Annotated in this window: 22 protein-coding genes; 13 read left to right on the top strand and 9 right to left on the bottom strand. The window is 60.1% G+C overall.

All coding sequences use genetic code 11. The annotated features are described in order from the left end of the window. Positions 1–130 precede the first annotated feature (130 nt). The gene (locus ACE1BR_RS01725) at positions 131–1,054 is read left to right on the top strand and encodes an SPFH domain-containing protein (RefSeq protein WP_374867047.1); all 924 of its coding nucleotides are present in this window, start codon (positions 131–133) and stop codon (positions 1,052–1,054) included. Next, positions 1,051–1,506, top strand: coding sequence for an NfeD family protein (locus ACE1BR_RS01720; protein ID WP_374867045.1), 456 nt, complete (start codon positions 1,051–1,053; stop codon positions 1,504–1,506). Before ACE1BR_RS01725 ends, ACE1BR_RS01720 begins: the two co-directional genes overlap by 4 nt. 69 nt (positions 1,507–1,575) lie before the next feature. Here the strand turns inward: ACE1BR_RS01720 and ACE1BR_RS01715 are convergent, their stop codons facing one another. Then, on the bottom strand, positions 1,576–3,681 hold the full coding sequence (locus ACE1BR_RS01715; RefSeq protein ID WP_374867043.1) for a methyl-accepting chemotaxis protein: 2,106 nt from the start codon (positions 3,679–3,681) through the stop codon (positions 1,576–1,578). A gap of 139 nt (positions 3,682–3,820) precedes the next feature. Between ACE1BR_RS01715 and nadA the strand changes: the two genes are divergently transcribed. Then, positions 3,821–4,894, top strand: coding sequence for a quinolinate synthase NadA (gene nadA / locus ACE1BR_RS01710; protein ID WP_374867041.1), 1,074 nt, complete (start codon positions 3,821–3,823; stop codon positions 4,892–4,894). Between the two features lie 70 nt (positions 4,895–4,964). Here the strand turns inward: nadA and ACE1BR_RS01705 are convergent, their stop codons facing one another. Next, a complete protein-coding gene (locus ACE1BR_RS01705; RefSeq protein WP_374867039.1) occupies positions 4,965–5,831 on the bottom strand; it encodes a D-hexose-6-phosphate mutarotase in 867 nt (288 codons plus the stop codon). An 85-nt stretch (positions 5,832–5,916) separates the two neighbouring features. Further along, a complete protein-coding gene (gene gap, locus ACE1BR_RS01700) occupies positions 5,917–6,912 on the bottom strand; it encodes a type I glyceraldehyde-3-phosphate dehydrogenase (RefSeq protein ID WP_374867037.1) in 996 nt (331 codons plus the stop codon). Between the two features lie 347 nt (positions 6,913–7,259). Here gap and malQ point away from each other — a divergent pair, with 347 nt between their 5' ends. From malQ to msrB, 4 genes are all read left to right on the top strand, one after another. Then, positions 7,260–9,449: a 4-alpha-glucanotransferase gene (malQ, locus tag ACE1BR_RS01695; RefSeq protein ID WP_374867035.1), complete on the top strand. Its 2,190-nt coding sequence runs from the start codon at positions 7,260–7,262 to the stop codon at positions 9,447–9,449. Between the two features lie 82 nt (positions 9,450–9,531). After that, entirely contained in the window at positions 9,532–11,709 is a 2,178-nt protein-coding gene (glgB, locus tag ACE1BR_RS01690) for a 1,4-alpha-glucan branching protein GlgB (RefSeq protein ID WP_374867033.1), read from the top strand. Then, the gene (gene glgX, locus ACE1BR_RS01685; RefSeq protein WP_374867031.1) at positions 11,709–13,865 is read left to right on the top strand and encodes a glycogen debranching protein GlgX; all 2,157 of its coding nucleotides are present in this window, start codon (positions 11,709–11,711) and stop codon (positions 13,863–13,865) included. The genes glgB and glgX overlap by 1 nt, the downstream gene beginning before the upstream one ends. Positions 13,866–13,933: 68 nt before the next feature. Next, on the top strand, positions 13,934–14,320 hold the full coding sequence (gene msrB / locus ACE1BR_RS01680) for a peptide-methionine (R)-S-oxide reductase MsrB (RefSeq protein WP_374867029.1): 387 nt from the start codon (positions 13,934–13,936) through the stop codon (positions 14,318–14,320). A gap of 322 nt (positions 14,321–14,642) precedes the next feature. Here the strand turns inward: msrB and chrA are convergent, their stop codons facing one another. Next, positions 14,643–15,797: a chromate efflux transporter gene (chrA, locus tag ACE1BR_RS01675; protein WP_374867027.1), complete on the bottom strand. Its 1,155-nt coding sequence runs from the start codon at positions 15,795–15,797 to the stop codon at positions 14,643–14,645. A gap of 64 nt (positions 15,798–15,861) precedes the next feature. Next, a complete protein-coding gene (locus tag ACE1BR_RS01670; protein ID WP_374867025.1) occupies positions 15,862–16,326 on the bottom strand; it encodes an NUDIX hydrolase in 465 nt (154 codons plus the stop codon). Between the two features lie 313 nt (positions 16,327–16,639). On the opposite strand from ACE1BR_RS01670, the gene ACE1BR_RS01665 reads away from it, so the two are divergent. Continuing rightward, positions 16,640–16,957 (top strand): hypothetical protein, encoded by a 318-nt coding sequence (locus tag ACE1BR_RS01665; RefSeq protein ID WP_374867023.1) that lies wholly within the window; start codon positions 16,640–16,642, stop codon positions 16,955–16,957. Positions 16,958–17,061: 104 nt separating this feature from the next. On the opposite strand, the gene ACE1BR_RS01660 is transcribed toward ACE1BR_RS01665, so the two are convergent. Both ACE1BR_RS01660 and ACE1BR_RS01655 read right to left on the bottom strand, forming a co-directional pair. Continuing rightward, positions 17,062–17,538, bottom strand: a complete 477-nt coding sequence (locus tag ACE1BR_RS01660; RefSeq protein WP_005304871.1) for an Lrp/AsnC family transcriptional regulator — start codon at positions 17,536–17,538, stop codon at positions 17,062–17,064. Between the two features lie 317 nt (positions 17,539–17,855). Continuing rightward, positions 17,856–18,479 carry a helix-turn-helix transcriptional regulator gene (locus tag ACE1BR_RS01655; protein WP_374867021.1) on the bottom strand — a complete coding sequence of 208 codons (624 nt, stop codon included), beginning with the start codon at positions 18,477–18,479 and terminating at the stop codon, positions 17,856–17,858. Positions 18,480–18,585: 106 nt separating this feature from the next. Between ACE1BR_RS01655 and ACE1BR_RS01650 the strand changes: the two genes are divergently transcribed. Then, on the top strand, positions 18,586–19,815 hold the full coding sequence (locus ACE1BR_RS01650; protein WP_374867019.1) for an MFS transporter: 1,230 nt from the start codon (positions 18,586–18,588) through the stop codon (positions 19,813–19,815). A gap of 110 nt (positions 19,816–19,925) precedes the next feature. Then, positions 19,926–20,744, top strand: a complete 819-nt coding sequence (locus ACE1BR_RS01645; RefSeq protein WP_374867017.1) for a Cof-type HAD-IIB family hydrolase — start codon at positions 19,926–19,928, stop codon at positions 20,742–20,744. 52 nt (positions 20,745–20,796) lie between these two features. On the opposite strand, the gene ACE1BR_RS01640 is transcribed toward ACE1BR_RS01645, so the two are convergent. Then, positions 20,797–21,360 (bottom strand): DUF2799 domain-containing protein, encoded by a 564-nt coding sequence (locus ACE1BR_RS01640; protein ID WP_374867015.1) that lies wholly within the window; start codon positions 21,358–21,360, stop codon positions 20,797–20,799. A gap of 208 nt (positions 21,361–21,568) precedes the next feature. Between ACE1BR_RS01640 and ACE1BR_RS01635 the strand changes: the two genes are divergently transcribed. Next, a complete protein-coding gene (locus ACE1BR_RS01635; RefSeq protein ID WP_374867013.1) occupies positions 21,569–22,408 on the top strand; it encodes an isopenicillin N synthase family dioxygenase in 840 nt (279 codons plus the stop codon). A gap of 212 nt (positions 22,409–22,620) precedes the next feature. Then, positions 22,621–23,934, top strand: a complete 1,314-nt coding sequence (locus ACE1BR_RS01630) for a sodium-dependent transporter (protein WP_374867011.1) — start codon at positions 22,621–22,623, stop codon at positions 23,932–23,934. A 9-nt stretch (positions 23,935–23,943) separates the two neighbouring features. Here the strand turns inward: ACE1BR_RS01630 and ACE1BR_RS01625 are convergent, their stop codons facing one another. Next, positions 23,944–24,657 (bottom strand): substrate-binding periplasmic protein, encoded by a 714-nt coding sequence (locus ACE1BR_RS01625; protein ID WP_374867009.1) that lies wholly within the window; start codon positions 24,655–24,657, stop codon positions 23,944–23,946. Positions 24,658–25,040: 383 nt separating this feature from the next. Between ACE1BR_RS01625 and ACE1BR_RS01620 the strand changes: the two genes are divergently transcribed. Then, positions 25,041–26,354 (top strand): sodium-dependent transporter, encoded by a 1,314-nt coding sequence (locus ACE1BR_RS01620; RefSeq protein WP_374867007.1) that lies wholly within the window; start codon positions 25,041–25,043, stop codon positions 26,352–26,354. Positions 26,355–26,501: the final 147 nt, after the last annotated feature.

The raw sequence follows: 26,501 nt of genomic DNA, 5'->3' as shown, positions 1-26,501 counted from the left end.
TAATAAAAAATGCTTTTTAATGCGTTTAAGTAATTAGTAAAGCCAATTCATGACAAAGGCGTACGAAGTCACTTGTGGTACCTGACGCCAGACCATAGGCTAGAGATTGTGTTTCATAAGGAGCTATATGATGAATGAATCATTGATTGTGCTAGGGATTTTCGTGTTCCTGGTGCTTGCCACCCTAAGCGCGGGCATCAAGATAGTGCCACAGGGCTTCAACTGGACCGTGGAGCGCTTCGGCCGCTACACCCGTACCCTGACCCCGGGCCTCAACCTGCTGATCCCCTACGTGGATCGGGTCGGCCACAAAATCATCATGATGGAGCAGGTACTGGATATACCGGCACAAGAGGTGATCTCCCGCGACAACGCCAACGTCACCATCGACGCCATCAGCTTCGTGCAGGTGGTGGATGCCCGCAAAGCGGGTTATGAAGTCAACGACCTCACCAGCGCCATCCGCAATCTCACCATGACCAATATGCGGACCGTGCTCGGCGCCATGGAGCTGGACGAGATGCTCTCCCAGCGTGACACCATTAACGAGAAGCTGCTGCGCACCATGGATGCCGCCACCGCCCCCTGGGGCATCAAGGTGACCCGTATCGAGATTAAAGATGTGCGCCCGCCGCTGGCACTGGTCGAAGCGATGAACGCCCAGATGAAGGCCGAGCGCCAAAAACGGGCCGAGGTGCTGGAAGCCGAAGGGGTACGTCAGTCCAAGATCCTGAAAGCCGAGGGGGAGAAGCAGTCCCAGATCCTCAAAGCAGAAGGTGAGCGTCAGGCCGCCTTCCTCGCCGCCGAAGCGCGGGAGCGGGCCGCCGAGGCAGAAGCCAAGGCAACCCACATGGTCTCCCAGGCCATCGCCGCCGGAGATCTGCAGGCCATCAACTACTTCGTAGCCCAGAAATACACCGAAGCGCTGGCCCGCATCGGTGAAGGGCCCAACAGCAAGATCATCATGATGCCGCTGGAAGCGGGCAGCCTGATCGGCTCGGTGGCTGGCATGGCAGAGCTGTTCAACAAAGATGGCAAGGGCAACAAATCATGACAGCCCTGTTTGAGGGGCTGACCCACTGGCACTGGCTGGGGCTTGGCTTCATCCTGCTGGCCATCGAGGTGCTCGGCTCGGTTGGCTTCCTGCTCTGGACCGGCATCGCCGCGCTGGAAGTAGGGCTACTGCTGCTGATCTGGCCCTTTGGCTGGCAAGCACAGTTGCTGCTGTTTGCGGTGCAATCCCTGCTCACCACTTGGGCCTGGTGGCGCTGGCAGCACCAGCGCGACAACTCGGGCCAAGATGCAGCCAGCACCATCAACGAACGGATGCAGAGCTATATGGGCCGCGAGCTGACTCTGCTGGATGATGTCGTGCAAGGCACCAGCCGGGTGCATCTGGACGACACGGTCTGGACGGTGCGCTGCGCCGAATCGCTACCGGCAGGCAGCAAGGTCAGGGTGGTGGGGGCCGACTCCCACATCCTGCTGGTTGAGTCCCGCAACTGACACAACTCTGCTATCGAACCATAAAAAAGCCCGCGATCTCTCGCGGGCTTTTGTCTCTCAGACTGCCACTCAGGTACGCAGTCGGTCGAGCTGGCTGGACAGCGCCGTGGCCGCTTGCTCCAGCGCCTCGCTCAACTGATGGCTGGAGCTGGCCTCCTGCCCGATCACATTGGCGGTATCGCCGATCCGCATCAGGTTCTGGTTGATGGTGTCGCTGACGGCGCTCTGCTGCTCGGCGGCGGTGGCCACCTGGCTGATGTGGTCGTGGATCTGCTGGATCTGTGCCACCACCCGATTGAGCGCCTCGAACGCCTGCTCGGTGCCCTGCACCGTGGTGGTGGAGCGCTCGATGCCGGTATTCATCAGACGCTGGCTGCTGCTCACTTCAGTCTGCAGGCTACCGATCAGCTGACCAATCTCGTCGGTCGATTCACGAGTCTTGGTCGCCAACGCCCGCACCTCGTCTGCCACCACCGCAAAGCCGCGTCCCATATCACCCGCCCGCGCAGCCTCGATGGCGGCGTTGAGGGCTAGCAGATTGGTCTGTTCGGCAATGGCGCGGATCACATCGAGGATCCGGCTGATATTGGTGCTGCGCTGGGCCACCAGCGCCACCGCTTTATCCGCCTCATGCATATCCCCAACCAGGGTATGGATCTCGTTACGCGCATTGCTCAAGGTCTGCTGGGCGTTGTTGATGTGGTGGGTTGCCGCTTCCGACTCCTGCGCCGCCTGTTCGGCATAACCCGCCACGCTGACCGCAGTGGTACTCATCTGATGCATGGCACTCACCACGCTCTCCAGCTCCAGATTCTGTTCATCCAGGCTGCTGCGCATGGTGTCTGCAGTATGTTTCATCTCCCGTGCCTGCTGGTAGACCTGCTGACCAATCCCCTTGCTCATCTGCACCATGCCCCGCAGCTTGCCGAGGAAGGCGTTGAGATGCCTTCCCAGCTCTATCAGTTCTGCATGCGTATCTATCTCTATCTTCTGGGTCAGGTCCCCCTCATTGCTGGAGAGGTGAGAAACGTGACGGCTGATGAGGGCAAGCGGTGCAGTAATGGTCTGGATAAACCAGATCAGCAGGCCAAGCACCAGCAGGGTGATGACTCCCATGGCCATCACCTGCTGCTGCTGGGCATCCTGCAGCAGGGCGCCCAGATCGCTACTGATGCTGCGCGCCTTGCTCAGCGCCAGCGCTTTGGGCACCTTGATCATCAGCCACCACTGGGCATTGGCGACATCGACCCGGATCGGCTGCTCGAGGACAAAGTCGCTGTCACTGCTGACCGGCTGGCCGGTCGGCAGGGCAAGGCCCACCTCTTTGAGCGGGCGACCCAGCTTGTTGGCGTAGCGGTTGCTGCCAACAATCAGCCCCATCTTGCTGACGATGGTGACATCCGCCTTGTTGTCATAAAGGCTCTTGCCCAGCGTTTCGGCCAACTGCTGGAAAATCGGCAGATTCATGTCCACGCCAGCCAGCCCGACAAACTTGCCATCGTGAAGGATAGGCACGGTCAGACTGGTCATCAGCATCTTGTTGCCCGGGCTGATTTCGTAGAGATAGGGCTCCATCAGGCAGGGTTGGCGGGTATCGCGGCCACAGAGATACCACTCGCTGTTGCGGATGCCGAACTCGTTGAGGGAGGTATCGAATTTTGCCTCACTGGCAGCAGCATCAATCGGCTGCTGGGTAACTGCGCCTCCCTGAGCCTTGGTGAAATAAACCTCCAGGCTTCCCTTGCCCGCTACCGAGTGGCTGGCCCCGGCTACCCAGTTGGCATCCTCACCATCGTAGCCATTGGGTTCAAACTGGGCATAGATGGAGCTGATCCCACTCGCCTGCAGCAAGCTGCTGCCGAGCAGAGACTCGACTTGGGGCCGCGACAAGCGTTGTTCTGGCTTGGTCATTGCGGCGTCAATCTGGGCGGTCACGGTAAGGGGGATTTGGTAGGAGTTCTGCATCAGCGAGGCAATCTGGATGGCATAGCGCTCAGCCTGATATTGCAGGCTGTGGGAGACCTCCTGCTCCAGCGCATCGCTGGTCTGGGTCATCACCATGCTACGAAGAGTGCTGAAAGAAGCCGATTGCAACAGGGTCATGGCAAGCCCGGTCAGCAGAAACAGTCCCATGGTCAGACACAAGAGCTTGAACTTGAGGGAACGTTGCTTCATGCGACAACTCCTTATGGCAGAATAACAACGAATTACTTGAGTATATTCGCCCACTTGTGCTTCACCGGATTTGTGATGGGTTTGTGGCATGCTTCTGGTTATAATTTTCGCCTTCCCGAGCGTTGATGGAACAGTCGCAATGAGCAATGCACTGAACAGTGTCCCGCCGGTAGTCGCGATGGACTACCCCTTTCCGGCCAAACCTCTCCCCCTGAGTGCCGAGCAGAGAACAGCCTTGACCACCGAGATCAAGGCGCTGCTCAACGAGCGCAAGGCGGTACTGGTGGCCCACTACTACACGGATCCGGAGATCCAGGCGCTGGCTGAAGCCACTGGTGGCTTTGTCGGTGACTCACTGGAGATGGCCCGCTTTGGCCGCGATCACGAGGCGCAGACCCTGATCGTCGCCGGGGTGCGCTTCATGGGAGAGACCTCCAAGATCCTGAGCCCCCACAAGCGGGTACTGATGCCGACCCTGGAGGCCGAATGCTCGCTGGATCTGGGCTGCCCCATCGAACAGTTCTCCGCGTTCTGTGATGCCAACCCGGATCATACCGTGGTGGTCTACGCCAACACCTCGGCAGCAGTCAAAGCCCGGGCTGACTGGGTGGTGACTTCCAGCATCGCGCTGGAGATCGTCGAACACCTCGACAGCCAGGGTCACAAGATCATCTGGGGCCCGGATCGCCATCTGGGTGCCTACATCGAGAAGAAGACCGGCGCCCAGATGCTGCGCTGGCAGGGCCACTGCATCGTCCACGACGAGTTCAAGGCCCGCGCCCTGCGCGAGCTGAAAGAGCAGAATCCTGACGCCGCCGTGCTGGTCCATCCGGAATCCCCCGCCTCGGTGATCGAGCTGGCCGATGCGGTGGGTTCCACCAGCCAGCTGATCAAGGCCGCCAAAGAGCTGCCCCAGCAGAAACTCATCGTGGCGACCGATCGGGGCATCTTCTACAAGATGCAGCAAGCCTGCCCGGATAAAGAGATGGTGGAAGCCCCGACCGGTGGCGATGGCGCAACCTGCCGCAGCTGCGCCCACTGCCCCTGGATGGCGATGAACGGTCTGGTAGCGATCAAAGAAGCGCTCACCGATGGTGCCGAGTGCCACGAGATCCATGTCGATGAAGCGCTGCGGGTCAAGGCCCTCATCCCGCTCGATCGCATGCTCAACTTCGCCGCCGAACTCAAATTGAAAACCCAGGGCAACGCCTGATTGCCGGGATAACGAGATGCAAAGAGGGCTCCCGCGGGAGCCCTCTTTATTTATCTGAACATCATCCTGCTCAGATGATCACGGTAGAGAGGCTGTGCTCTTCATCCGGCGCGACGATCACGCCCGCCTCGCCTGCAATGGCGGCCTCGACACACAGCATGGTGCGATAACCGTCGTCGCTCATGTCGGCCATGGCAGTCGCCCCTTCTAACCAGGGGGTCCAGACCACTACGCTGTCGTGGTTACCGCTCACCACCCGGGTCTCACGCTCACCATCCTGCACGCTTACCAGCGCCTCTGGCTGCCAGTAGACTCGATCCAGCGGCCCGTTCAGGGTCAATGACCCCTGCTGCTTGGCATCCTGTCCGGTCAGCTTGTCAGCATAGGGCTCGCCCAAACCGGTCACGCTCACCGCCTCCGGTGCACTTATCTGCAAATAGGTGTGCAACGCACCGCTATAAGTCAGCGGCTGACTACCGGTATTGCGAGTGGTCAGCACCAACGAGAGCTCTTTGCCAACCAGCACATCCAGCTCCAGTTCGAAGGCGTGATCCCACAGGGCGCGAGTGGCATCGCTATCGCGCAGAGAGAGATGGACCAGGGTGCCATCGGCGTGATCGGAGACCCCGTCCAGCATCCAGAGGGTGGTACGGGCAAAACCGTGGGAAGGCTTGCCGCTACCGACACGGCTCGGCGCCGGGCCAAACCAGGGCCAGCAGAGCGGAATACCGCCACGGATCGGCTTGCTGCCATCCAGCACCGCCTTGTCGCTCAGCCAGATGGAAGCCAGCTCGCCATGACGCTGATAGCTCAGCACATGGGCGCCAAACAGGCTGATCTCGGCCTTGGCATAGTCGTTATTGATGGTGAGAACCGGCAGACCGGCCGCATTGTTGGCAAGCTTGCAATTGGCTGTCAGGGGACGAATGGATTGCATGTGGACTCCTGTCATCAGGGAAAGCGAAAAACAAAAAGGCGGCCAATGGCCGCCTTTTTCAAGCTACGCGATTGCGCATCCCAAATTACTTGGAGATGTGAGCGATCAGGTCCAGAACTTTGCTGGAGTAGCCCATTTCGTTGTCGTACCAGGATACAACTTTAACGAATTTGTCGTTCAGCTGGATACCAGCCTTGGCGTCGAATACGGAGGTCTGACGCTCACCCAGGAAGTCGGTAGATACAACTTCGTCTTCGGTGTAGCCCAGAACGCCTTTCATTGCGCCTTCGGAAGCAGCTTTCATCGCTTCGCAGATTTCTGCGTAGGTGGCAGCTTTCTTCAGGTTAACGGTCAGGTCAACAACAGACACGTCCGGAGTCGGAACACGGAAAGCCATACCGGTCAGCAGGCCTTTCAGTTCCGGGATAACTACGCCAACAGCTTTGGCTGCACCGGTAGAGGACGGGATGATGTTCTGAGCCGCACCGCGGCCACCGCGCCAGTCTTTAGCAGACGGACCATCAACGGTCTTCTGGGTAGCAGTGGTAGCGTGAACGGTGGTCATCAGGCCAGACTCGATACCGAAGGTATCGTTCAGAACCTTGGCGATCGGTGCCAGGCAGTTGGTGGTGCAGGAAGCGTTGGAAACGATGTCCTGGCCAGCGTAGGTAGAGTCGTTAACACCCATTACGAACATCGGGGTAGCGTCTTTGGACGGGCCAGTCAGAACAACTTTCTTGGCGCCAGCAGCGATGTGCTTACGAGCAGTCTCGTCGGTCAGGAACAGACCGGTAGCTTCAGCAACAACGTCAACACCGATTTCGCCCCACTTCAGGTTGGCCGGGTCACGCTCAGCGGTAACACGTACGGTTTTGCCGTTTACAACCAGGTTGCCGTCTTTAACTTCAACGGTGCCCTTGAAACGACCGTGAGTTGAATCGTACTTCAGCATGTAAGCCATGTAGTCAACATCGATCAGGTCGTTGATACCAACAACTTCGATGTCAGCACGCTCAGCGGCCAGACGGAATACGAAACGACCGATACGGCCAAAACCGTTAATACCTACTTTGATAGTCATATTTAGTTACCTAACTGTTCAGTAGTCAAAGAAAATTCCGCTTGTAAATTTACTAGAACTCTCCGGTGAGTCAACCAACATTCTGTCTGAAATTGCGCTATATCATGAAAAACTGTGAAATTAATTTTCTGTTTATGTAACTGATTACCACGTTTTGACGAAAAAAGTGCCAGTTTGTGGCATCACTCGGATATCCACAATAGTGCCTACTCGGTCACACAACCATCCACAGAGATATGTAAAAATGTGCGCGGTTTAGCATGGCCCATAAAGCCACTGTTCAAGTACCAACCATAAAAACTAATCAAAATAGTATAGATAGAATCCACAGCGGGAATTCTCAAACTATGACCACCCTGATTGAACAGCTGGCAGCCGCAAAAGGTATCGCCAGCGAATATACCGATGCCTGGGGCCACCCGGCCCAGGTATCCGAAGAGAGCAAGGCTGCCATGCTGGGCGCCATGGGCTACCGCGTCGATGACGAAGCGGCCCTGGTACAACAGCTGGAAGAGGAGCATCGCCAGCACTGGCTGCGAGCGCTGGATCCTGTGATGGTGGTTCGCACCGGTGACGCCGTTACCCTTGAGGTTCGCCTCCCCATCGAATTCGTCAACGACAGCCTCACCTGGCAGCTCCAGCAGGAGCAGGGCTCCGTGCTGGCTGGCCAATTCACCCCCATCGAGGGCGAGCTGGTTGGCGTGGCCGAATTTGAAGAGATGGAGTGTCAGGCCTATCGCATCACTCTGGAGATGACCCCTGAACTGGGTTATCACCAGCTGGTGTTGCTGGAAGAGGGCAACGACGAGCCGCTGGCCACCATGCGCCTTATCGTTGCACCCAAGGCGTGCTACAAGCAGCCGCCGATCGCCGATGGCCGCAAGGTATGGGGCCCAAGCGTACAGCTCTACTGCCTGCGCAGCCGCCACAACTGGGGTATCGGTGATTTCAGCGATCTCGGCCAGCTGGTCGAGAAAGCCGCCGCCTGGGGTGCCCACTTCGTTGGCCTCAACCCTATCCACGCCCTCTATCCGGCCAATCCGGAGAGCGCCAGTCCTTACAGTCCCTCTTCCCGTCGCTGGCTCAACGTGGCCTACATCAATGTGGAAGCGGTGCCCGAATTCCAGCAGAGCGATCGCCTGAAAGCGGAAGTCGCCAGCCCCACCTTCCAGCAACGTCTGACCGAGCTGCGCGCGAAAGAGAACGTCGATTACACCGGCGTCATCGAGACCAAGCTCGGCATGTTGCGCCAGGTATTCGACCAGGCGGCCCTCAGCGCCGAACGCCAAGCCGCCTTCGATGGGTTCGTGGCCGCTGGCGGCGATAGCCTGCAACAGCAAGCGGCATTTGATGCCCTGCAAGCCCACTTCTACGCCAAGGGCGAAAATGCCTGGGGCTGGCCGGTATGGCCGCAGGAACTGCGCGATTACCACAACCCTGCCGTTGCCGCCTGGATGGCCGAGCACCCGCAGGATGTGAACTTCTACCTCTATCTGCAATTCCTGGCTGACGAACAGCTGGCACAGGCTGATGCCCGCGCCAAGGCTTCCGGCATGGTGATGGGGATCTACCGGGATCTGGCAGTGGGCGTCTCCGAAGGCTCCACCGAGATCTGGGCAAACCAGGATCTCTACTGCCCGAAAGCCTCGGTCGGTGCACCGCCCGATATTCTCGGCCCGCTCGGTCAGAACTGGGGCCTGCCCCCGATGAACCCGAACAAGCTGTTTGAAGCGGCCTACCAGCCGATGGTGGACCTGTTCCGGGCTAACATGCGCTCCTGCGGCGCACTGCGCATCGACCACGTGATGGCGTTGCTGCGCCTGTGGTGGGTCCCGCCCGGAGAGTCAGCCGCCAAAGGCGCCTACATCTACTATCCGGTCAACGACCTGCTGGGCATTCTGGCGCTCGAATCCCATCGCAATCAGTGTCTGCTGATCGGTGAAGATCTCGGTACCGTGCCGGAGGGGATCGACGTGACCCTGAAAGAGAACGGCGTCCACTCCTACAAGGTGTTCTTCTTCGAACGCTCCAAAGCGGATGGCGGCTTTATCTCCCCGGCTCACTACACCGAGCAGGCGATGTCGGCACTGACCACCCACGACATGCCAACCCTCAAGGGCTTCTGGCACTGCGATGATCTGGCGCTGGGCCGTCAACTTGGATTGTATCCAGATGAAGATGTTCTGAAGACCCTGTATGCTGATCGCCACCAGGCCAAACAGCGGATCCTCGACAGCCTGCATGCCCACAAGGTCATCTCTGACAACATCAGCCATGACGTGAACTGGGTCGGCATGAACACCGAACTCAATCACGGTCTGCAGATCCATATGTCCCGCGGCAGTTGTGCCCTGTTCAGTACCCAGCTGGAAGATTGGCTGGAGATGGACAAGCCGGTCAACGTACCGGGCACCAGCTACGAATACCCGAACTGGCGCCGTAAGCTCTCCGCTGACCTGGAAGATATTTTTGCCAATGAGGCACTCAAGGCACTGGCTGGCAAGATGAGCCAAGCCCGTGATGAGGCCAGTCGTTGAGACGCTGTTTCCTACAGCGCCCTCACCTAAATCCACTCCGGCTTCGGCCGGAGTGGATGCTCTGTCATGAAAGGAAATCTCGATGCTCGTTGAACGTTTGGTTGCTGCCCGTTGTTCCGATCCCTTCTCTCATTTAGGCCTGCAGGCCAATCCGGATGGGCCCGGCCTCAAACTGACCGCCTGGTTGCCTGATGCCCAAGAAGTCCGCGTCAAGGATCTCAAGTCGGGTAAAGTTGTTGCCACCCTGGCGCCCACCGATGAATCGGGTCTTTTTGAAACTGTTTTCACCCGCCGCAAAAACTCCTTTCCCTACCAGTTGCTCGTCAGTTACGCAAACGCGACTGCCGAGGTCATCGACCCCTACCAGTTTCAGGATGCCGCCTGGGTGGGTCTGGCCGAACTGACCGCCCAGCCGGAAAACCTCTACCACACCCTTGGCGCCCAGTTGCGTACCGTGGAGCATCTCGGCCAGCAGGTCTCCGGGGTCCGTTTTGCGGTCTATGCGCCGAGCGCCACCTCGGTGAGCCTGATTGGCGATTTCAACTTCTGGGATGGCCGTCGCCACCCGATGCAGCGCAGTCAGTGCGGCCACTGGGTGGTGTTTGTGCCGGGCCTCAAGGCCGGGGATCGCTACAAGTTCGAACTGAAAGATCCCATGGGCAACCGCCTGCCCCACAAGAGCGACCCGGTCGGCTTCTACTGCGAGCAGTACCCGTCGTTTGCTTCCGTGGTCTATGACCAGGATCAGTACCAGTGGCAGGATGCAGACTGGATCGCCAGCCAGCACAATGACAAGCACGAGCAGCCGCTCTCCATCTACGAGCTGCACGTCGGCTCCTGGAAACGTCACCCGAACGGCGACAGCCTGAGCTGGCGCGAACTGGCGGTGGAGCTGGTCGCCTACGTCAAGGAGATGGAGTACACCCATATCGAACTGCTGCCGGTCTCCGAGCACCCGTTCAGCGGATCCTGGGGCTACCAGCCGGTGGGCATGTTCTCCCCCACCAGCCGCTACGGCACGGCTGATGATTTCAAATACTTCGTCGACCAGTGCCACCAGGCAGGCATCGGCATCATTCTGGACTGGGTTCCGGCCCACTTCCCGTCCGACGCTCACGGCCTGGCCCGTTTCGACGGCACCCCGCTCTATGAGTACGAAGATCCGCGCCGCGGCTGGCACCCGGACTGGAACTCCTACATCTATGACTTCGGTCGCAATACCGTACGCCAGTTCCTGGTGGCGAGCGCCCTGTTCTGGCTCGACAAGTTCCACATCGACGGCCTGCGGGTCGATGCGGTCGCCTCCATGCTCTATCTGGACTATTCGCGCAACGAGGGCGAGTGGGTACCGAACGTCGATGGCGGCAACCACAACTACGAAGCGATCAGCCTGCTCAAGTGGACCAACGAAGAGGTCTACGGCAAATATCCCCATGCCGTGACCATCGCCGAGGAGTCCACCGCCTTTGCCGGGGTCTCCCGTCCCACCTTCCTCGGCGGCCTTGGCTTTGGCTTCAAATGGAACATGGGCTGGATGCACGACACCCTCACCTATATGCAGAAAGAGCCTGTTCACCGCCGCTACCACCACAACGACATGACTTTCTCCATGGTTTACCACTATGACGAGAACTTCATCCTGTCGCTCTCCCACGACGAGGTAGTACACGGCAAGCACTCCATGCTCTACAAGATGCCCGGCGACGAGTGGCAGCAGGCCGCCAACCTGCGCGCCTACATGGGCTTCATGTATGCCCACCCGGGCAAGAAGCTCAACTTCATGGGCACCGAAATCGCCCAGAGCAACGAGTGGAACCACGATGCCCAACTGCCCTGGCACCTGCTGCAATACCCCAAACATGCCGGTCAGCAGCGGCTGATCCACGATCTCAACCACCTCTATCGTCATGAACCAGCCTTGTATCAGGCCGATTATGAGCAAGTGGGCTTCCGCTGGCTGGATCACAACGATGCCGACAACAGCATCTTTGCCTGGTTGCGGGCCGATAAAGAGGGCAAACAGGCTATCGTGGTCGCGGCCAACTTTACCCCGGTGCCGCGTCTCGAATACCGCGTTGGCGTCCCTGCGGCGGGCCACTATCGGGTCGTGCTCAACACCGACAGCGAGTATTACTGGGGCAGCAACTATGATGTGGGTCTGGTGTTCGCTGCCGAGCCGACCCCCTGGCAGGGAATGGCGCACAGCATAGTGCTGGATCTGCCACCACTGGCGACCTTGTTCATCAAACAGGAGTCTTGATGCTTGTAATGGAAAAAGGGGTGGGCTACCCGCTGGGGGCCCGCCTTGATGAGAACGGTTGCCACTTCTGCGTCTGGGCCCCCCAGTCAGACAAGGTGGAGCTCTGCCTGTTCGACGAACAGGAGCAAGAGCTGGCGCAGCTGGAGCTGCCCGGTCGCCGTGGCCAATATCGTTTTGGCTATGTGCGCGGCGTACAGGCCGGTCAGCGCTACGGCTATCGGGTCTATGGTGCCCCGCAGGAGGGGATGCTGTTCGACCCGCAAAAATTGCTGATCGACCCCTACGCCAAGGCGCTCAGTCGCCCGACCTACTGGGATGATGCCCTCTATCAGGGCGACAGCGTCGCCATGGTGGCCAAGTCAGTGGTGGTCGCTGACAGCTTTGACTGGCAGGGGGTTGGCAAACCCGAGATCAGCCATGCCCGCACCATCCTCTACGAAGCCCACGTCAAGGGCTTTACCCGCCAGCATCCGGGGATCCCCCAAGAGCTGCAGGGGACCTACCTTGGCATCAGCCACCCGCTGATGATCGAACACCTGAAGAGCCTCGGTATCACCTCGCTGCAGTTGATGCCGGTGGCCGCCTTCATGTCGGAGCCGCGGCTGGAGCAGCTGGGGCTGACCAACTACTGGGGCTACAACCCCATCGCCTTCTTCGCTCCGGAGCCGCGCTACAGCGCCAAACCGGACGAGGCGGTCATCGAGTTCAAGACCATGGTGCGCGAGCTGCACCGGGCCGGGCTCGAAGTGATACTCGACGTGGTCTACAACCACACCGCGGAGTCTGGCTTCGATGGCCCCATGCTCTCCTTCAAGGGCTTTGACAACGCCGGTTACTACGCCTTCGAGGCGGGTTCCCATGGCCCCGACTATACCCGCCATGCCAACGTCACCGGCTGTGGCAACAGCGTCAATCTGGATCACCCCAACACCCTGCGGCTGGTACTCGATGCCCTGCGCTACTGGGTGACCGAGATGCAGGTGGATGGTTTCCGCTTCGATCTGGCGGTGACGCTGGCCCGTGAAGCGGGCGAGTTCGACCCCATGGGCGCCTTCTTCAAGGCGGTGATGGCTGACCCAGTGCTGTCACAGGTCAAGCTCATCGCCGAGCCCTGGGATATCGGCCCCTTCGGCTATCGCCTCGGCCAGTTCCCGAGCCAGTGGCTGGAGATCAACGACCGCTATCGCGATACGGTGCGCTCCTTCTGGCGCGGCGATGCGGGCAAGATGGGCGACTTTGCCACCCGGCTGGTCGGCTCGCGGGACCTGTTCCCGAAGAACTGGCGCTCGCCCCACACCAGCGTCAACTACCTCTGCTATCACGATGGCTTCACCCTGGAGGATCTGGTCTCCTACAACCAGCGCCACAATCAGGCCAACGGCGAGGATAATCGCGACGGCCACGGCAACAACCTCTCCAGCAACCACGGGGTAGAAGGGCCGACTCTGGATCCGCGGGTCAACAACCTGCGCCAGCAGCAGAAGCGCAATCTGATTGCCACCCTGCTGCTCTCTCAGGGCACCCCCCACTTCCTTGCGGGCGACGAGATGGGCCGCAGCCAGCTGGGCAACAACAACGCCTACTGTCAGGACAACCAGATCAGCTGGGTCAACTGGCAGTGGCGACCGGAGGATGAGCGGCTGTTCGCCTTCACCCAGCAGATGATGGCGCTGCGGGCAGAGTCTTGCGTCTTCTCCAACCTGCAGTTAAGCGACGATAGCTGGAATGGCGCCTCGTCCAACTGTCATCAGGTCAACTGGTATCACCCGGACGGTCACCAGCTCACCGATCAGGATTGGCACGCTCCCATGGGGCAGGCGTTCGCCATGGACATCGGCATGATCAACTGTGTCGGCGAGCGCTGGTATGTGCTGTTCAACGCCAGCGACTACGACATCCAGTTCCGCCTGCCGCCGCCGGGCGAAGGGCTGGAGTGGATCCAGACCATCGACACCGCCACCAACGACGGGCTGCCGTTCCTGCCCGACGATATCAAGCGGCAGGTGGCGGTCGGGCGCGCCCACTCCCTCAAGCTGCTGGAGCGGGTGGCACTGACCAGTACGGCGGAGGATGCCCTGCCGCCGGAGCAGGCACTGCTGCCGGTATCCAGTGCGGACATGGCTGAAACCCCGATCACAGATCCGGGCAAACCATAACAAGCATGCTGGAGTCAGCTTTACGGAGCCGCTATGCTGGGCTCCGTTATTGATGGCAAGGAGTCGGTATGAGCAGTAACAACCCGGAACAGTGGCGCAGCAAGCTGAGTGCCGAGCAGTTTCATGTCTGCTGGGAGAAGGGCACCGAACGCCCCTACAGCGGCGCCCTGCTCCACAATCGCAAGAGCGGTGACTACCTCTGCGTCTGCTGCAACAGCGTGCTGTTCCACTCGGATGCGAAGTTTGACTCCGGCTGCGGCTGGCCCTCGTTCGACCGCGCCATCGAGGGGACGGTGAACTACACCGAGGACAGCAGCCACGGCATGAAGCGGGTGGAGATCACCTGCAGCCAGTGCGGCTCCCACCTCGGCCACGTCTTCCCCAACGGGCCGACCGAGACCGGCCAGCGCTACTGCGTCAACAGCCTGAGTCTGGATTTCACGCCAGACCCCTGAGTGACCAAGCCATTGCAATAAAAAACGGCGCCTCCATCACGGAGGCGCCGTTTTTTATCTGGATGGCGGGATCGGAGGGGGTTCTCTTTAAGCGGCAATCCCCGCACTCAACGCCTGCCGCACCGCCAAACCGACACTATAAATTTGATTTATGGATTTTGACTGAATGGCCAAATTTTTACTTATACCCAGTCAGCCACGGCTTCTTTCGCCTTTTGCGGCATGGCGGCGGCCGCCACGGGCCAGCGCCCGATCCGCTATGGGCGATTAACCGCAAAACGGCAGGCGGCATCCCCTGACAACGCAGCAGGGAAAAACCCCGTCACGCCTGCAACAGGGCCGCCAGCACCAGCAACCCTGCGATGGCCAGCACCGGCAGCTTCACCACCCGCAGCAGATAAAAGCCGATGGCAGCCAGCGCCAGATCGGTGGGAGCCAGCACGGCGCTCTGCCACACCGGCTGGTAGAGCGCCGCCAGCAAAAGTCCCACCACCGCTGCATTGATGCCAGCAACAGCTCCCGCCAGACGAGGCTCTGCCAGCCATTGCTGCCAGCAAGGCCCCACCGCCCACAGCAGCAGGAAGCCGGGCGCAAAGAGTGCCAGGGTCGCCGACAAGGCCCCGAGCAGCGGCGTCCCGGGCAACAGCTGGGCGCCAAGGTAGGTGGCAAGGGTAAACATGGGACCCGGCACCAGTTGCGCCAGACTATAACCGGTCAAAAACTGCTGCTCGCTGAGGGTGTGGCCCACACTCTCTTGCAGCAGAGGCAGCACCACGTGACCGCCGCCAAACACCAGACTCCCCGCCCGATAGAAGTCGGCCACCAGCTGACCAATGGGGCCACCAAGCAGCGGCAGGCCAACAAACAGCGCGGCAAACAGCAGCAGGGTTGGCCAGTGGGGTTGGCGGGCCCGACTCTCACGCTGCGGCTCGGCGGCCACGGCCGCAGCCCCCTCCCCACGCTGGAAGCGGGCACAGATCAGCGCCGCTCCCGCCAGCATCAGCAACTGGGTCAGCAGGCCGGGCTGCCACCAGAGCGCGGCTGCGGTCGCCACCATGATCCCCTGCGTCAAGCGGCCGAGGCAGAACTGGCGACTCATGGTGAGCACCGCATCGGCCACCACAATCAGCGCCAGCAGTTTCAGGCCGTGCAGGGCGGCATCGAGCCACAGATTACTCCCCAGCTGACCAATACCCATGGCAGCCGCCAATAACAGCAGGAAGGAGGGAAGGGTAAAACCGATAAAAGCCGCCAGCGCCCCGCCAAAACCGGCGCGATGACGGCCGATGGCAAAGCCGAGCTGGCTGGAAGCGGGCCCCGGCAACAGCTGGCACAACGCCAGCAGCCGGGCAAACTCAGCCTGACTCAGCCAGGCGAGTCGCTGGACAAAAGTGCGCTGAAAGTAGCCGATATGGGCGGCCGGGCCGCCAAAGCTGACGCATCCCAGCCACAAAAACTGGAGAAACACCTGTCCCACTACCTTCCTCCTCATCCCTCTCACGCAGCTGGAGAGGAGATAATATGACAGCTCGATGATCGTTTTATGACAATCCGGCTGATTCGGCCGACACCATTGGCACATCACTCGGCAAATAACAGCGACCCGCCAACCAGCAGGCGATCGACTGACGGCTGGCATCGAAGTGGGGCTCAGGCAGCGCGCGTGGGTCACACCAGACCCACCCTTCGCACTTTTCCGGCTCCAGCAGCTGCGGCTCGCCGTCGGTCCGGGCATGCAGCGTCACCGAGATATAGTGCAGCCCGCTCTCGCGCCAGGTCTCCAGATTGTTGGTCACCGCTACCACGTCGGGCGCGCAGATCGTCAGCCCCGTCTCCTCGGCCACCTCGCGGATCGCCGCCGTCTCGAAGCTTTCCCCCAACTCCAGATGACCGCCCGGAATGGACCAGTAGGGGGCGTGACTCCCTTTGCGTTTGCCAAGCAACACCTGGCCCTGCCCGTTGGTCAGGATGACGCCGACACCGACGCGGGGGTAGAGAGTGGACATGAGGAAGACTCCTGAATGATGCGCTGAAAGCCGCCTACCTTAGGCCGGAACGCCGGGCACAACAAGCAACCGGTGCTCACCAGTCATTTCTCCGGCACAAGTCAGCGGAGTGGCGATAGCTGAATACCCCATAGGTGACAGCAACGGCGGAGAAAGCTGCCAAAAAGTGTGATCTCTGCGCCATAAAATGACACAACCAGCCAACTGGCTGGTTTTTTTAGCGATCTCGCCTGCACTTTGTCATCTTGTTCATGGTGTGCTCAGTTTTCTGTTCCCATACTGACCCTACAGTTCCAAAAAGAGGAGAGACAACATGCAGACATCACTCGTCGGGCTCTCCATTCTGTGGGGGCTAGCCAGTTTTGGTGTTCAGGGGGATTTCATCGAGAGCCGTGATTCCGTTGCGCCATCCTGGCAGACCGAGTCCAGAGTGGAGATGGAAGGTTATCTGATTGAATCGCTGGGCGAAGATCGCTGGCTGTTCGACAATGGCAGCGAAAGCTTGCAGGTCTCCCTGCCCCGTGGGCAGTGGGTGCCGACTGGCGAACGACTGCGGGTGAGCGGTGAACCGCAACAAGAGCAGAGCGGCTGGCTGCTGCAGGTGGAAGACATCAGCCAGGTCAGCGTCTGACGACGGCAGTCGTCATCATCCGCCATGGCACAAACAACAGCGGATAACCCGTACCGAATAATCAAAGAGGAGGCCACAGGCCTCCTCTTTGTATTGGTGCCATCTCAACCCAGATGGTTGAGCGGCAGCGCCGTCTTGTGCTTGATGCGGCGCAGCACGAAGCTGGAGCGCACCCCGGTCACTCCCGGAATATGGGTCAGCTTGTCCAGCAGGAAGTGCTGGTAGTGCTCCATGTCGCGCACCACCACCTTGAGCTGGTAATCGGCATCGTTGCCGGTGATGAGATCGCACTCCAGCACCTCGGGCAGTTCGCTGATGGCACGATCGAAATTCTCGAACCGCTCCGGCGTGTGTCTGTCCATGGAGATGTGAATGTAGGCGGTGAGGGTAAGACCAAGTTGACGAGCATTGAGCAGGGTGACGTGGGTGTCGATGAGACCGGCATCCTCCAGCGCCTTGACCCGGCGGGAGCAGGGAGAGGGCGAGAGTCCCACCAACTCGGCCAGCTCCAGATTGCTGATGCGGCCATTCTCCTGCATCAGCTCAAGAATATGTCTGTCTATGCGATCAAGTTTCAGCATTTACCCTTCCTCGTTGCAATGACTAATCCACTTTTCCTAGATTAAGGGTGAACTATTGCAAAAACAACCGAAATAAGTGGTTACTTTGCAACCACTCACCGGCACGGGAGGGATACTATGGTTACATCTTCCGGTGGCAAAGCAGATACCTGACCGGGTCTCTGTGGTGAAGGACCTTACCGGGTCACCAACCCCATCAGCCGTCCTACCTTATCGGGAAACGACGGGCTGGCACGAGAGCATCCACTCCCCCGAAGGCAACAAAGCAGGCATCCCGGCGCCTGCTTTGTTGTTTTTGGGCATCGCCACAGATGCTATCAGAGCACGGTCGGCGTGATGCGATAGAGGCAACGGTGCGCCCCCTCCAGCAGATACTGCTCCCGCTCCACCGTCGCCGGTGCCAGCAGTTGGCGAAACAGCGCCAGCTCGCTGCGACAGAAACCGCGGCAAGTACGCGCCGCCGCGCAGATGGGGCAGTGACTCTCCCACAGCAACCAGCTGCCATCCTCCTCACGGCGGATCTCCGCCATATAGCCTTCGCGGCTGCGCAACTCCTTGAGTGCGGCCACTCGACCAGAGAGCCCGTGCCGCCCCAGCGACTGCTGATAGCGCGCCAGCATCTGCTGCTCGCGCTGGCTGATCAATCGCTCCATCCCCTCCTCGCCGAACAGCTCGCGCACATTGTCGATCAGCTGCACGGTCAACTCGCTATGGGTATCGGGGAAACGCTGCCAGGCCTGCTCGGTGAGCTGCCACAGCCGGACGGGACGACCGCGTCCGCGCGCTTCGTCGCTGAATGTGACCCACCCCTCTTGCTCCAGCGCGAGCAGGTGCTGGCGGGCCCCCATGGAGGTCATCTGCAACTGCTCCCCAAGCGCGGCGGCGCTCTGCGGGCCATGGCTCTTGAGCAGAAACAGGATCTTGTCGGTGCTTGCGTTCATGGCCTCATTATGAGGATCCCCGCTTATTAAATCAACAATTCACTTTACTTAATACCAACAATCAACCAGCATAAATAAACCAATTACTTTACTTAATGGGTGCAACATGGAGAAAAAAGGGTACAAAAATCCCCTCTGGGTGCTGGTGATGACGGTGACATTGGCGGTTGCCGGTTTCGGTCTCCCCTCCCCGGTATTGGCGCCTTTGCTGCTGGATCCGGCGCAGGGGATGCTGACCCCGGAAGCCTCCGACTGGAGCCGCAAGGTGTGGCTGGGGGTCATCATGGGGCTCTTTCCGCTGTTCCAGCTGATGGGTTCCCCCTGGCTGGGGAGACTCTCGGACCGTCATGGCCGCAAACCGATCCTGATGATCTGTCTGCTCGGTGTGTTGGCCGGGTATGCCCTGATGGCGCTGGGAATAGCCTTGCGCTCCTTACCACTGCTGTTGCTGAGCCGGGTGGTGGAGGGCTTCTTCAATGGCGACATCGCCATCGTGCAAGCAATGGCGGCAGATCTGAGCACGACCCAAACCAAGGCGCGCAACTTCGCCAAAATCAGCATGGGGATCAATTTGGGTTGGGTGGTGGGGCCAATGCTCGGTGGCTACGCCGCGGTGATCTCGGGGGATTACAGTCTGGCCGCCTGGCTGGCGGTCGCGATGACCCTGCTCAACCTGCTGCTGGTGTACTGGCTGGTCCCCCATCGCCCGCCGGTGGCGGTCACCCGGCAGGCACCGACCCTCTCCAGCCGCCAGCTATTGCTGCAACCGGCCCTGCTGCCCTACTTCGCCCTCACTCTGGTCAGCTATGGCGCGATACAGCTCTACTTCACCTACTTCAACCTCTGGCTGGTGGAGCAGCGAGCCTGGGATCCGGCCCAGCTGGCGCAGGCGACGGTGCTGGTGAGCTTATCCATGATGCTGGGTTCCTGGCTGGGCGGCCGACTTGCCCGCCACTGGCGCGGCAGCTCCCTCGGCATCGTCGGCCATCTGGCAATGGCCAGCGGCATGCTGCTCTTTATCCTGCCGAGCCACTGGTGGGGACTGGCGCTCACCTTTATTCCGGCCGGCATCGGCATGAGTCTGGGAGGGCTGGCCATTTCAGTGGCGATCTCCAACCGCAGCCATGCCGAGCAACAGGGGCAGGCGATGGGGCTCTACCGTGGGCTGACGGTGGGCAGCTCAATCCTGGCGGTCGTGGTGGGTAGTCTGGTGCTGCAGGCAGGGAGCGAGTGGCCCTTCTATCTCGCCACCCTGTGCGCCCTTGCCAGTGCCGCCGGTTTCTACCTGCTGCGGCGCCGGGCCGACCAGCGCCAACAGCTGGCACCCTGCGCCTGAGCCAGTAAGGGATCACAGTTCGGCGCTCCGACTGCGGGCAAGACTTGCATCGGGGCGCCGGGTCTGGGACGGTAAAGCTCTTTGCGGATTTGTTCGATGCTGGAGGAGCTATGAGTGAATACAAGGCCATCGCGCTCGATATGGATGGCACCCTGCTGACCCGGGATCACCAGATCTCGGCGGCAACCCGGTCGGCACTGGCACAGGCCCGCGCTCAGGGCATCAAGGTACTGCTGGTCACCGGGCGCCATTTCATGACGGCACGCCCCTTCCATCACGATCTGGCTCTCGACACCCCCATTATCTGCAGCAACGGGGCCTGTCTTTACGATCCGGGGTCGGATCGCATCCTCGCTGGCGATCCATTGGCCCGCGCTCCTCTCGGCAACCTGCTGCCGCGGGTCGAGGCGCGCCAGATGGGGGCCCTGTTCCACCTGAGCGAGGGGATCGGCTACATCGGCGGCGAGGAGCATGTCACCCGGATCCGCAGCTGGTCGGCCAACCAGCCCGCGCACCTCAAGATCGCCATCCACCCGGTCGAGGAGCTGGCGGGCTGGCTTGAGAAGCCGGTCTGGAAGCTGGAGCTGTTCAATCAGGATCCTGCGCACCTGCACCGCTTTATGGACGAAGAGCACGACCTCATCCCCTTCACCCGCGACTGGGCAGCCCCTTATGCCGTTGAGCTGGTGCAGCCCGGCTGCAGCAAGGGCAACCGACTGGCCCAGTGGGCAGCCAGTGAGGGAATTGCCATGGAGCAGGTGGTTGCCTTTGGCGATAACAACAACGACCTGAGCATGTTCGAGCAGGCCGGGCTGGCGGTGGCGATGGGCAATGCGGCCCCGCAGATCCAGAGCCATGCCGACAAGGTCACCGCCGATCACAACGAAGATGGCATCGCGCTGGCGCTGCAGCGCTGGGTACTCTCCTGAGCGGAGCAGATGCAAGGTGGCCAGCCGCGATGGCTGGCCACCAAGAGATGGCTTAGTTGCCGAAGGAGAACTGGATCACCCGATCCGGATAGCGCAGCCGGTCATATTCGCGGCGCAGGGATTCGTAGTTGCGGACGGCGCGGTTGCGCTTGGCACGGTAGTAGTCGCGCTGTTCGCTGTTGGTCTCGTTGCGGATGCTGCGCTCCAGCTCGTCGATCTCCCGCTCGGTGCGATCCAGCTCGTCGCGGATCTCCCGCAGCCGGGTCGCCAGCTTGTACTCTTCATAACCACGCTGGTACTGCTTGAGGAAGCTGGCATCGTTGGGACAGACCCCCAGATACTCCTGCCCCGCCTTGCCTTTGCCGTAAGCCAGCTCGGGGATGCAATAGAGCTCCAGCCCCTTGTCGTAACCCCGCTTCCACTCCGCCTCGTCCACCCTGAGGCCATACTCGCCGCAGGTAGAGACGTAATCCCGCGCCTGATCGCGGGTCTTGCCCTGTTCGCCATCCTGATAACCCAGGTTGTACCAGCTCATGGTACGGCACTCATCTTCCGACAGGGAGCTGCATCCGGCCAGCAGTAGCGGCAGGGTCAGCAACAGGATCTTCGAGGACATGGACAGACTCCGGAAAAGACAGTGGCTGGCATTCTAGTGAGGATGAGCAGGCAGGACAAGGGAGCCACTCTCGCCCCTCCCCGGCGCTTTATATCTGACTTTTTTGTCATTATCCGGGCTGCGGCGCTGAGCACTGGTCACCCTGCTTTCATTGTTAAGCCCGGCAAGGTAAACTGCGCCACCTTTTAACTGGCGCGTAACAAAAACAATGAAAGTTCTGACTGTCGATTACCGTTCGCCCGATGCGGCCCAACGCTTCACCGAATCGCTGCGCACCACCGGCTTTGGCGTATTGACCAACCACCCCATCCCGAAAGAGCTGGTGCAGGCCATCTACGACAACTGGTATCGCTTCTTCATGAGCGAGCAGAAGCAGGATTTTCTGTTCAACCGCGAGACTCAGGATGGCTACTTCCCGCCTTCGGTGTCCGAAGTGGCCAAGGGCCATAGCCAGAAAGATATCAAGGAGTACTTCCACATCTACCCCTGGGGCCAGATGCCGGAGGAGCTGAAGGAGCAGGCGATGGAGTACTACCGCCTCGCCAACGATCTGGCCGCCGAGCTGCTGGGCTGGGTCGAGCAGTACACCCCGAGCGATATTGCCGCCCACTACAGCGCCCCCCTCTCCTCGATGATCGACGAGAGCCAGAAGACCCTGCTGCGGGTGCTGCACTACCCGCCGTTCGATGGCACCGAAGAGGCGGGCGCCATCCGTGCAGCCGCTCACGAGGATATCAACCTGCTCACCATCCTGCCCGCCGCCAACGAGCCGGGACTGCAGGTGAAGGGGTCTGACGGCGAGTGGATGGATGTGCCGTGCGACTTCGGCACCCTGATCATCAACATCGGCGACATGTTGCAGGAGGCCTCTCACGGCTACTACCCCTCCACCACCCACCGCGTCATCAATCCAACAGGCGGCAGTGCCAGCAAGTCGCGCATCTCGCTGCCGCTGTTCCTCCATCCGCGCCCGGATGTGGTGCTCTCCGAGCGCCATACCGCCCACAGCTATCTGATGGAGCGACTGCGTGAGCTGGGAGTGATCTGACCCGCTTCACCAGTCCGACACCAGCCCAAAACCGGAGCAGAAATGCTCCGGTTTTTATTTATTGGCACAACAGGTCAACAAACAGAATATTATTAGTCAATCATGCCAATAAATCGTATTTAAGACTGAGATCTTGCGTAGTGATTGCGGGTGCCTTTCCGTAACATGAGCCCCATTCTGGCCCTACTATGGGGCCGTCGATTGGAGTTCCTATGAAGCAGTCCCAATGGTCATCTCGCCTTGGTTATATTTTGGCCGCCGCCGGCTCTGCCGTCGGCATCGGCGCAATCTGGAAATTTCCCTACGTCACTGCCGCCAACGGCGGTGGCGCCTTCCTGCTGGTGTTTCTGCTGTTCAGCTTCACCCTCGGGGTCGCGGTACTGATGGGCGAGACCCTGCTCGGCAGCATGAGCCGCCGCGGCGTGGCTGGCGCGTTTAGCGAACTGCTCGGCAAACGCTGGCGCTGGGTCGGCTATATGGGCCTGCTCAGTACGTTGCTGATCTTCTGTTTCTATAGCGTGGTCGGCGGCTGGACCCTGGGTTATACCGGCATGGCCGTCGCGGGTCAGCTCAACCATGGCGATGCGGCTGCTCTGACCGCTCGCTTCAATAACTATGTCAGCGATGATTTCTGGCCCATCCTCACCCATCTGCTGTTTGCCGCGCTGACCTGGATAGTGGTCCAGGGCGGGATCCAGAAAGGGGTGGAACGCACCTTGCGCTGGATGATGCCTGCGCTGTTCGTGATGATGCTGATGCTGGTGATCTTTGGCCTCACCCTGCCCAACGCCATGGAGGGGGTTCGTCACTTCCTGATGCCAGACTTCAGCAAGCTGGGGATGTCCGGTGTGCTGGATGCCATGGGGCTAGCCTTCTTCTCCCTCTCCATCGGTCTGGGCATTCATACCACTTATGGTGCTTACCTGCCTTCCAGCGAAGGGGTTGGTCGCTCCAGCGTGTGGGTAGTACTGCTGGCCAGCGTGGTCGCGGTGTTGGCGGGTTTGATGATCTTCCCGGTACTCGCCGCCACCGGCATCGATCCTGCCGCGGGCCCGGGCCTCACCTTTATGACCATGCCAGCCGTGTTCCAGTTGCTGCCATTCGGTCAGGGTCTGGAGGTGATCTTCTTCGCGCTGCTGGTCTTCGCCGCACTCTCCTCCGCCATTTCGCTGCTGGAACATCTGCAGTGCTTCCTGTGCGAGACCTGGGGCTGGTCACGTCGCACCGCCTGCAGCGCCATCACGGCATTCGTCATGGTTAGCGGTATTCCGGTCAGCCTGTCGTTTGGCTCACTGCAACACCTCACCCTGTTTGGCAAAACCATCTTCGAGTTCCTGGATTTCATCACCTCCAACCTGATGATGCCGGTATTTGGCCTGATGGTGACCCTGTTGCTGGGCTGGAAGCTGGGACGCAAAGCGCTGCCGCAGGGGTTATCGTCCCACTGGCATCACCTGCTGATGAACTGCTGGCGCTGGATTGCTCCGCTGTTGATCGGCGGGATCCTGGTACGCGGTCTGATCTGATAACTAATGCTACTGAGTGGGCCGCCTGGCCCACTCTTGCTTTGCGCCAACCTTGTCTACCGCCCCCTGCCAGCGAGCAACCTCGGCATCGGGCGTCCCTTTGGAAAAGGCAATGTAGAGTCCGGACTCGTGCAGCAGCACGCCGGAGTTAACCACGCTGCGACGGGAGAATCCCATCTTGTCGATGGTGGCATCCAGCACCATTTCACCCATTGGCAATGCATCGATCTTGCCAAGTACCAACCGCTCGATCGCCTCCTCCACCGTCTTGTAACGCACCAGATTGGTATACCCTTCGTGGGTCAGCCGCACATCGTCCGCATTGCCCAGCACGACCCCCACTCTGGGGAGATGGCGCAATTGCGACAATTCAGTCAGCTTGTTACCGCTCCCCTGCGCTTGATAGATCAGCACCCTGTTAACGAACAACGGGCCCACCCACTTGAAGTAAGGCTCCCGCTCCGGGATGCGCTGGACCACGAACAGGGCACAATTCGGCTCGACCCTGGTCAACGCCAAAGCCCGTTTGAGTGGATAGAGCCGGATCGGATAACTCACACCCAGCTCTTGCTGTACCTCTTGCACAAATCGCACAGCCAAGCCGCCCAGGTGACCATCACGAGATTCGGTGTAGGGGGGCAGATCATGACTAAGCAACGTTAATCCCGGCTGGGCCGACACGCACAGGCTGAACAGCAACCAGGGCAGAACAATCCATCTCATACGGCATCCTGTCTCATGTATGGCGCTTGCTACGTCATCGCCTGACCACAAGCTCCAGAAGAAGCTATGAGGATTATCGTCCAGTAACACGTAAGAGGGGAGGAAAGATAAGAGACTCCTGCCTCACTCTTAAAAAATTCTATTTTATGTGTCAATTATTCTTTCCATGGTTTAGGCTGTTCACTCACTCATTTTCAGGCTGTCACCCCATGTCTGCCATCCTCGTGCTGTTTGGTCGATTTTTTAGCTCGCAAGAGAGGTGACCCTGCACGCACAGTTTTCTGAATGTTCATTGCAAAGGTCGCCTCGGGCGGCCTTTTTGTTGTCTGTCGTTTATTGCTACTCAGGAGTATTGCTTCGATGTCGTGTTACCCGGAGGTTGTATGAGCCAGGTTCAGTGGTCTTCCCGTCTTGGTCATGTGTTGGCCGCAGCAGGCACCGCGATTGGCCTTGGTGCCATCTGGAAGTTTCCCTATGTGACCGCCACCAATGGCGGTGGCGCCTTCCTGCTGGTGTTTCTGCTGTTCAGCTTCACTCTCGGGGTGGCGGTACAGGTCGGGGAGACCCTGCTCGGCAGCCATAGCCAGCGCGGGGTGCTCGGTGCGTTCCGCAAACTGGTGGGGCCGAACTGGCGCTGGATGGGGTATATGGGGATCCTCTGCGGCTTCTTTATCTACAGCTTCTACAGCGTGGTTGGTGGCTGGACCGTGGGCTACGCCGCGCTGGCGATAGCTGGCAAGCTCAACCTGAGCGAGGGAAGTGCCCTCACCGCCCTGTTCAACGGCTATGTCAGCAACCCCTGGTGGCCGGTGCTGACCCATCTGATCTTCGCCGGACTTACCTGGTGGTTCGTGCAGGGGGGGATTCAGAAAGGGGTGGAGCGGGCACTGCGCTGGATGATGCCAGCACTGTTCATCATGATGTTGCTGCTGGTGGGGGTTGGCCTCTCCATGCCGGGCTCCATGGCGGGCGTGCGCCAGCTGCTGCTGCCGGACTTCTCCATGCTAACCGGCCAGAGCGTACTGGATGCGCTGGGGCTGGCCTTCTTCTCCCTCTCTATCGGGTTAGGGGTACACACCACCTATGGCGCCTACCTGCCCAATAGCAACGGTGTGGTGCGCTCCGGCGTCTGGGTGGTCACCCTGGCGAGCATAATCTCGGTGCTGGCGGGGCTGATGATCTTCCCGGCGCTGGCCTCCACCGGCATAGACCCCACCGCTGGTCCTGGTCTCACCTTTATGACCATGCCAGCCGTATTCAACCATCTGCCATTTGGCCAGGGGCTCGGCGTCGTCTTCTTCCTGTTGCTGCTGGTCGCCGCCCTCTCCTCTTCCATCTCCATGCTGGAGCATCTGGTGCGCTTCACCACCGAGGAGTGGGGCTGGTCGCGCCGTGGCGCCTGCCGGGTACTGACCCTGCTCATCATGGCCTCCGGCATTCCGGTGAGCCTGTCGTTCGGTCCATGGAGCGAGCTGACCCTGTTTGGCAAGACCATCTTCGAGCTGCTCGACTACCTCACCTCCAACCTGATGATGCCGCTGTTTGGCTTGGTACTGACCCTGTTGCTGGGCTGGCGCCTGGGTGACGCCATCCTGCCAGCAGGCCTGTCACCCGCCCTGCGTCTCGCGCTGCTCTGGTGCTGGCGCGTGGTGGCGCCGCTGCTGATCAGCGGGATCCTGATCCGCGGGATCATGTAACGTCGATTATCGCGATGAGGGCAGGCGCTGGCCTGCCCTTTTTATTGCTGGCATCAGCATGGGAGACATAACGATGGACAGGAGTGCAATAAGCGGCCGTCGGCAATCTCGGAAGAGCAGAGGATGTGCGGTGTGGCGGTGTGGCGG

This window comes from Aeromonas sp. MdU4, from assembly GCF_041929505.1.
Classification (GTDB): domain Bacteria; phylum Pseudomonadota; class Gammaproteobacteria; order Enterobacterales; family Aeromonadaceae; genus Aeromonas.
This window is presented reverse-complemented; position numbering and strand designations above follow the sequence as displayed.

What these genes read in the sequence shown, in the direction of transcription:
- ACE1BR_RS01725 (WP_374867047.1), top strand. Translation starts at nt 131, where the DNA reads ATGAATGAATCATTGATTGTGCTAGGGATTTTCGTGTTCCTGGTGCTT.
- ACE1BR_RS01720 (WP_374867045.1), top strand. Translation starts at nt 1,051, where the DNA reads ATGACAGCCCTGTTTGAGGGGCTGACCCACTGGCACTGGCTGGGGCTT.
- ACE1BR_RS01715 (WP_374867043.1), bottom strand. Translation starts at nt 3,681, where the DNA reads ATGAAGCAACGTTCCCTCAAGTTCAAGCTCTTGTGTCTGACCATGGGA.
- nadA (WP_374867041.1), top strand. Translation starts at nt 3,821, where the DNA reads ATGAGCAATGCACTGAACAGTGTCCCGCCGGTAGTCGCGATGGACTAC.
- ACE1BR_RS01705 (WP_374867039.1), bottom strand. Translation starts at nt 5,831, where the DNA reads ATGCAATCCATTCGTCCCCTGACAGCCAATTGCAAGCTTGCCAACAAT.
- gap (WP_374867037.1), bottom strand. Translation starts at nt 6,912, where the DNA reads ATGACTATCAAAGTAGGTATTAACGGTTTTGGCCGTATCGGTCGTTTC.
- malQ (WP_374867035.1), top strand. Translation starts at nt 7,260, where the DNA reads ATGACCACCCTGATTGAACAGCTGGCAGCCGCAAAAGGTATCGCCAGC.
- glgB (WP_374867033.1), top strand. Translation starts at nt 9,532, where the DNA reads ATGCTCGTTGAACGTTTGGTTGCTGCCCGTTGTTCCGATCCCTTCTCT.
- glgX (WP_374867031.1), top strand. Translation starts at nt 11,709, where the DNA reads ATGCTTGTAATGGAAAAAGGGGTGGGCTACCCGCTGGGGGCCCGCCTT.
- msrB (WP_374867029.1), top strand. Translation starts at nt 13,934, where the DNA reads ATGAGCAGTAACAACCCGGAACAGTGGCGCAGCAAGCTGAGTGCCGAG.
- ACE1BR_RS01670 (WP_374867025.1), bottom strand. Translation starts at nt 16,326, where the DNA reads ATGTCCACTCTCTACCCCCGCGTCGGTGTCGGCGTCATCCTGACCAAC.
- ACE1BR_RS01665 (WP_374867023.1), top strand. Translation starts at nt 16,640, where the DNA reads ATGCAGACATCACTCGTCGGGCTCTCCATTCTGTGGGGGCTAGCCAGT.
- ACE1BR_RS01660 (WP_005304871.1), bottom strand. Translation starts at nt 17,538, where the DNA reads ATGCTGAAACTTGATCGCATAGACAGACATATTCTTGAGCTGATGCAG.
- ACE1BR_RS01655 (WP_374867021.1), bottom strand. Translation starts at nt 18,479, where the DNA reads ATGAACGCAAGCACCGACAAGATCCTGTTTCTGCTCAAGAGCCATGGC.
- ACE1BR_RS01650 (WP_374867019.1), top strand. Translation starts at nt 18,586, where the DNA reads ATGGAGAAAAAAGGGTACAAAAATCCCCTCTGGGTGCTGGTGATGACG.
- ACE1BR_RS01645 (WP_374867017.1), top strand. Translation starts at nt 19,926, where the DNA reads ATGAGTGAATACAAGGCCATCGCGCTCGATATGGATGGCACCCTGCTG.
- ACE1BR_RS01640 (WP_374867015.1), bottom strand. Translation starts at nt 21,360, where the DNA reads ATGTCCTCGAAGATCCTGTTGCTGACCCTGCCGCTACTGCTGGCCGGA.
- ACE1BR_RS01635 (WP_374867013.1), top strand. Translation starts at nt 21,569, where the DNA reads ATGAAAGTTCTGACTGTCGATTACCGTTCGCCCGATGCGGCCCAACGC.
- ACE1BR_RS01630 (WP_374867011.1), top strand. Translation starts at nt 22,621, where the DNA reads ATGAAGCAGTCCCAATGGTCATCTCGCCTTGGTTATATTTTGGCCGCC.
- ACE1BR_RS01625 (WP_374867009.1), bottom strand. Translation starts at nt 24,657, where the DNA reads ATGAGATGGATTGTTCTGCCCTGGTTGCTGTTCAGCCTGTGCGTGTCG.
- ACE1BR_RS01620 (WP_374867007.1), top strand. Translation starts at nt 25,041, where the DNA reads ATGAGCCAGGTTCAGTGGTCTTCCCGTCTTGGTCATGTGTTGGCCGCA.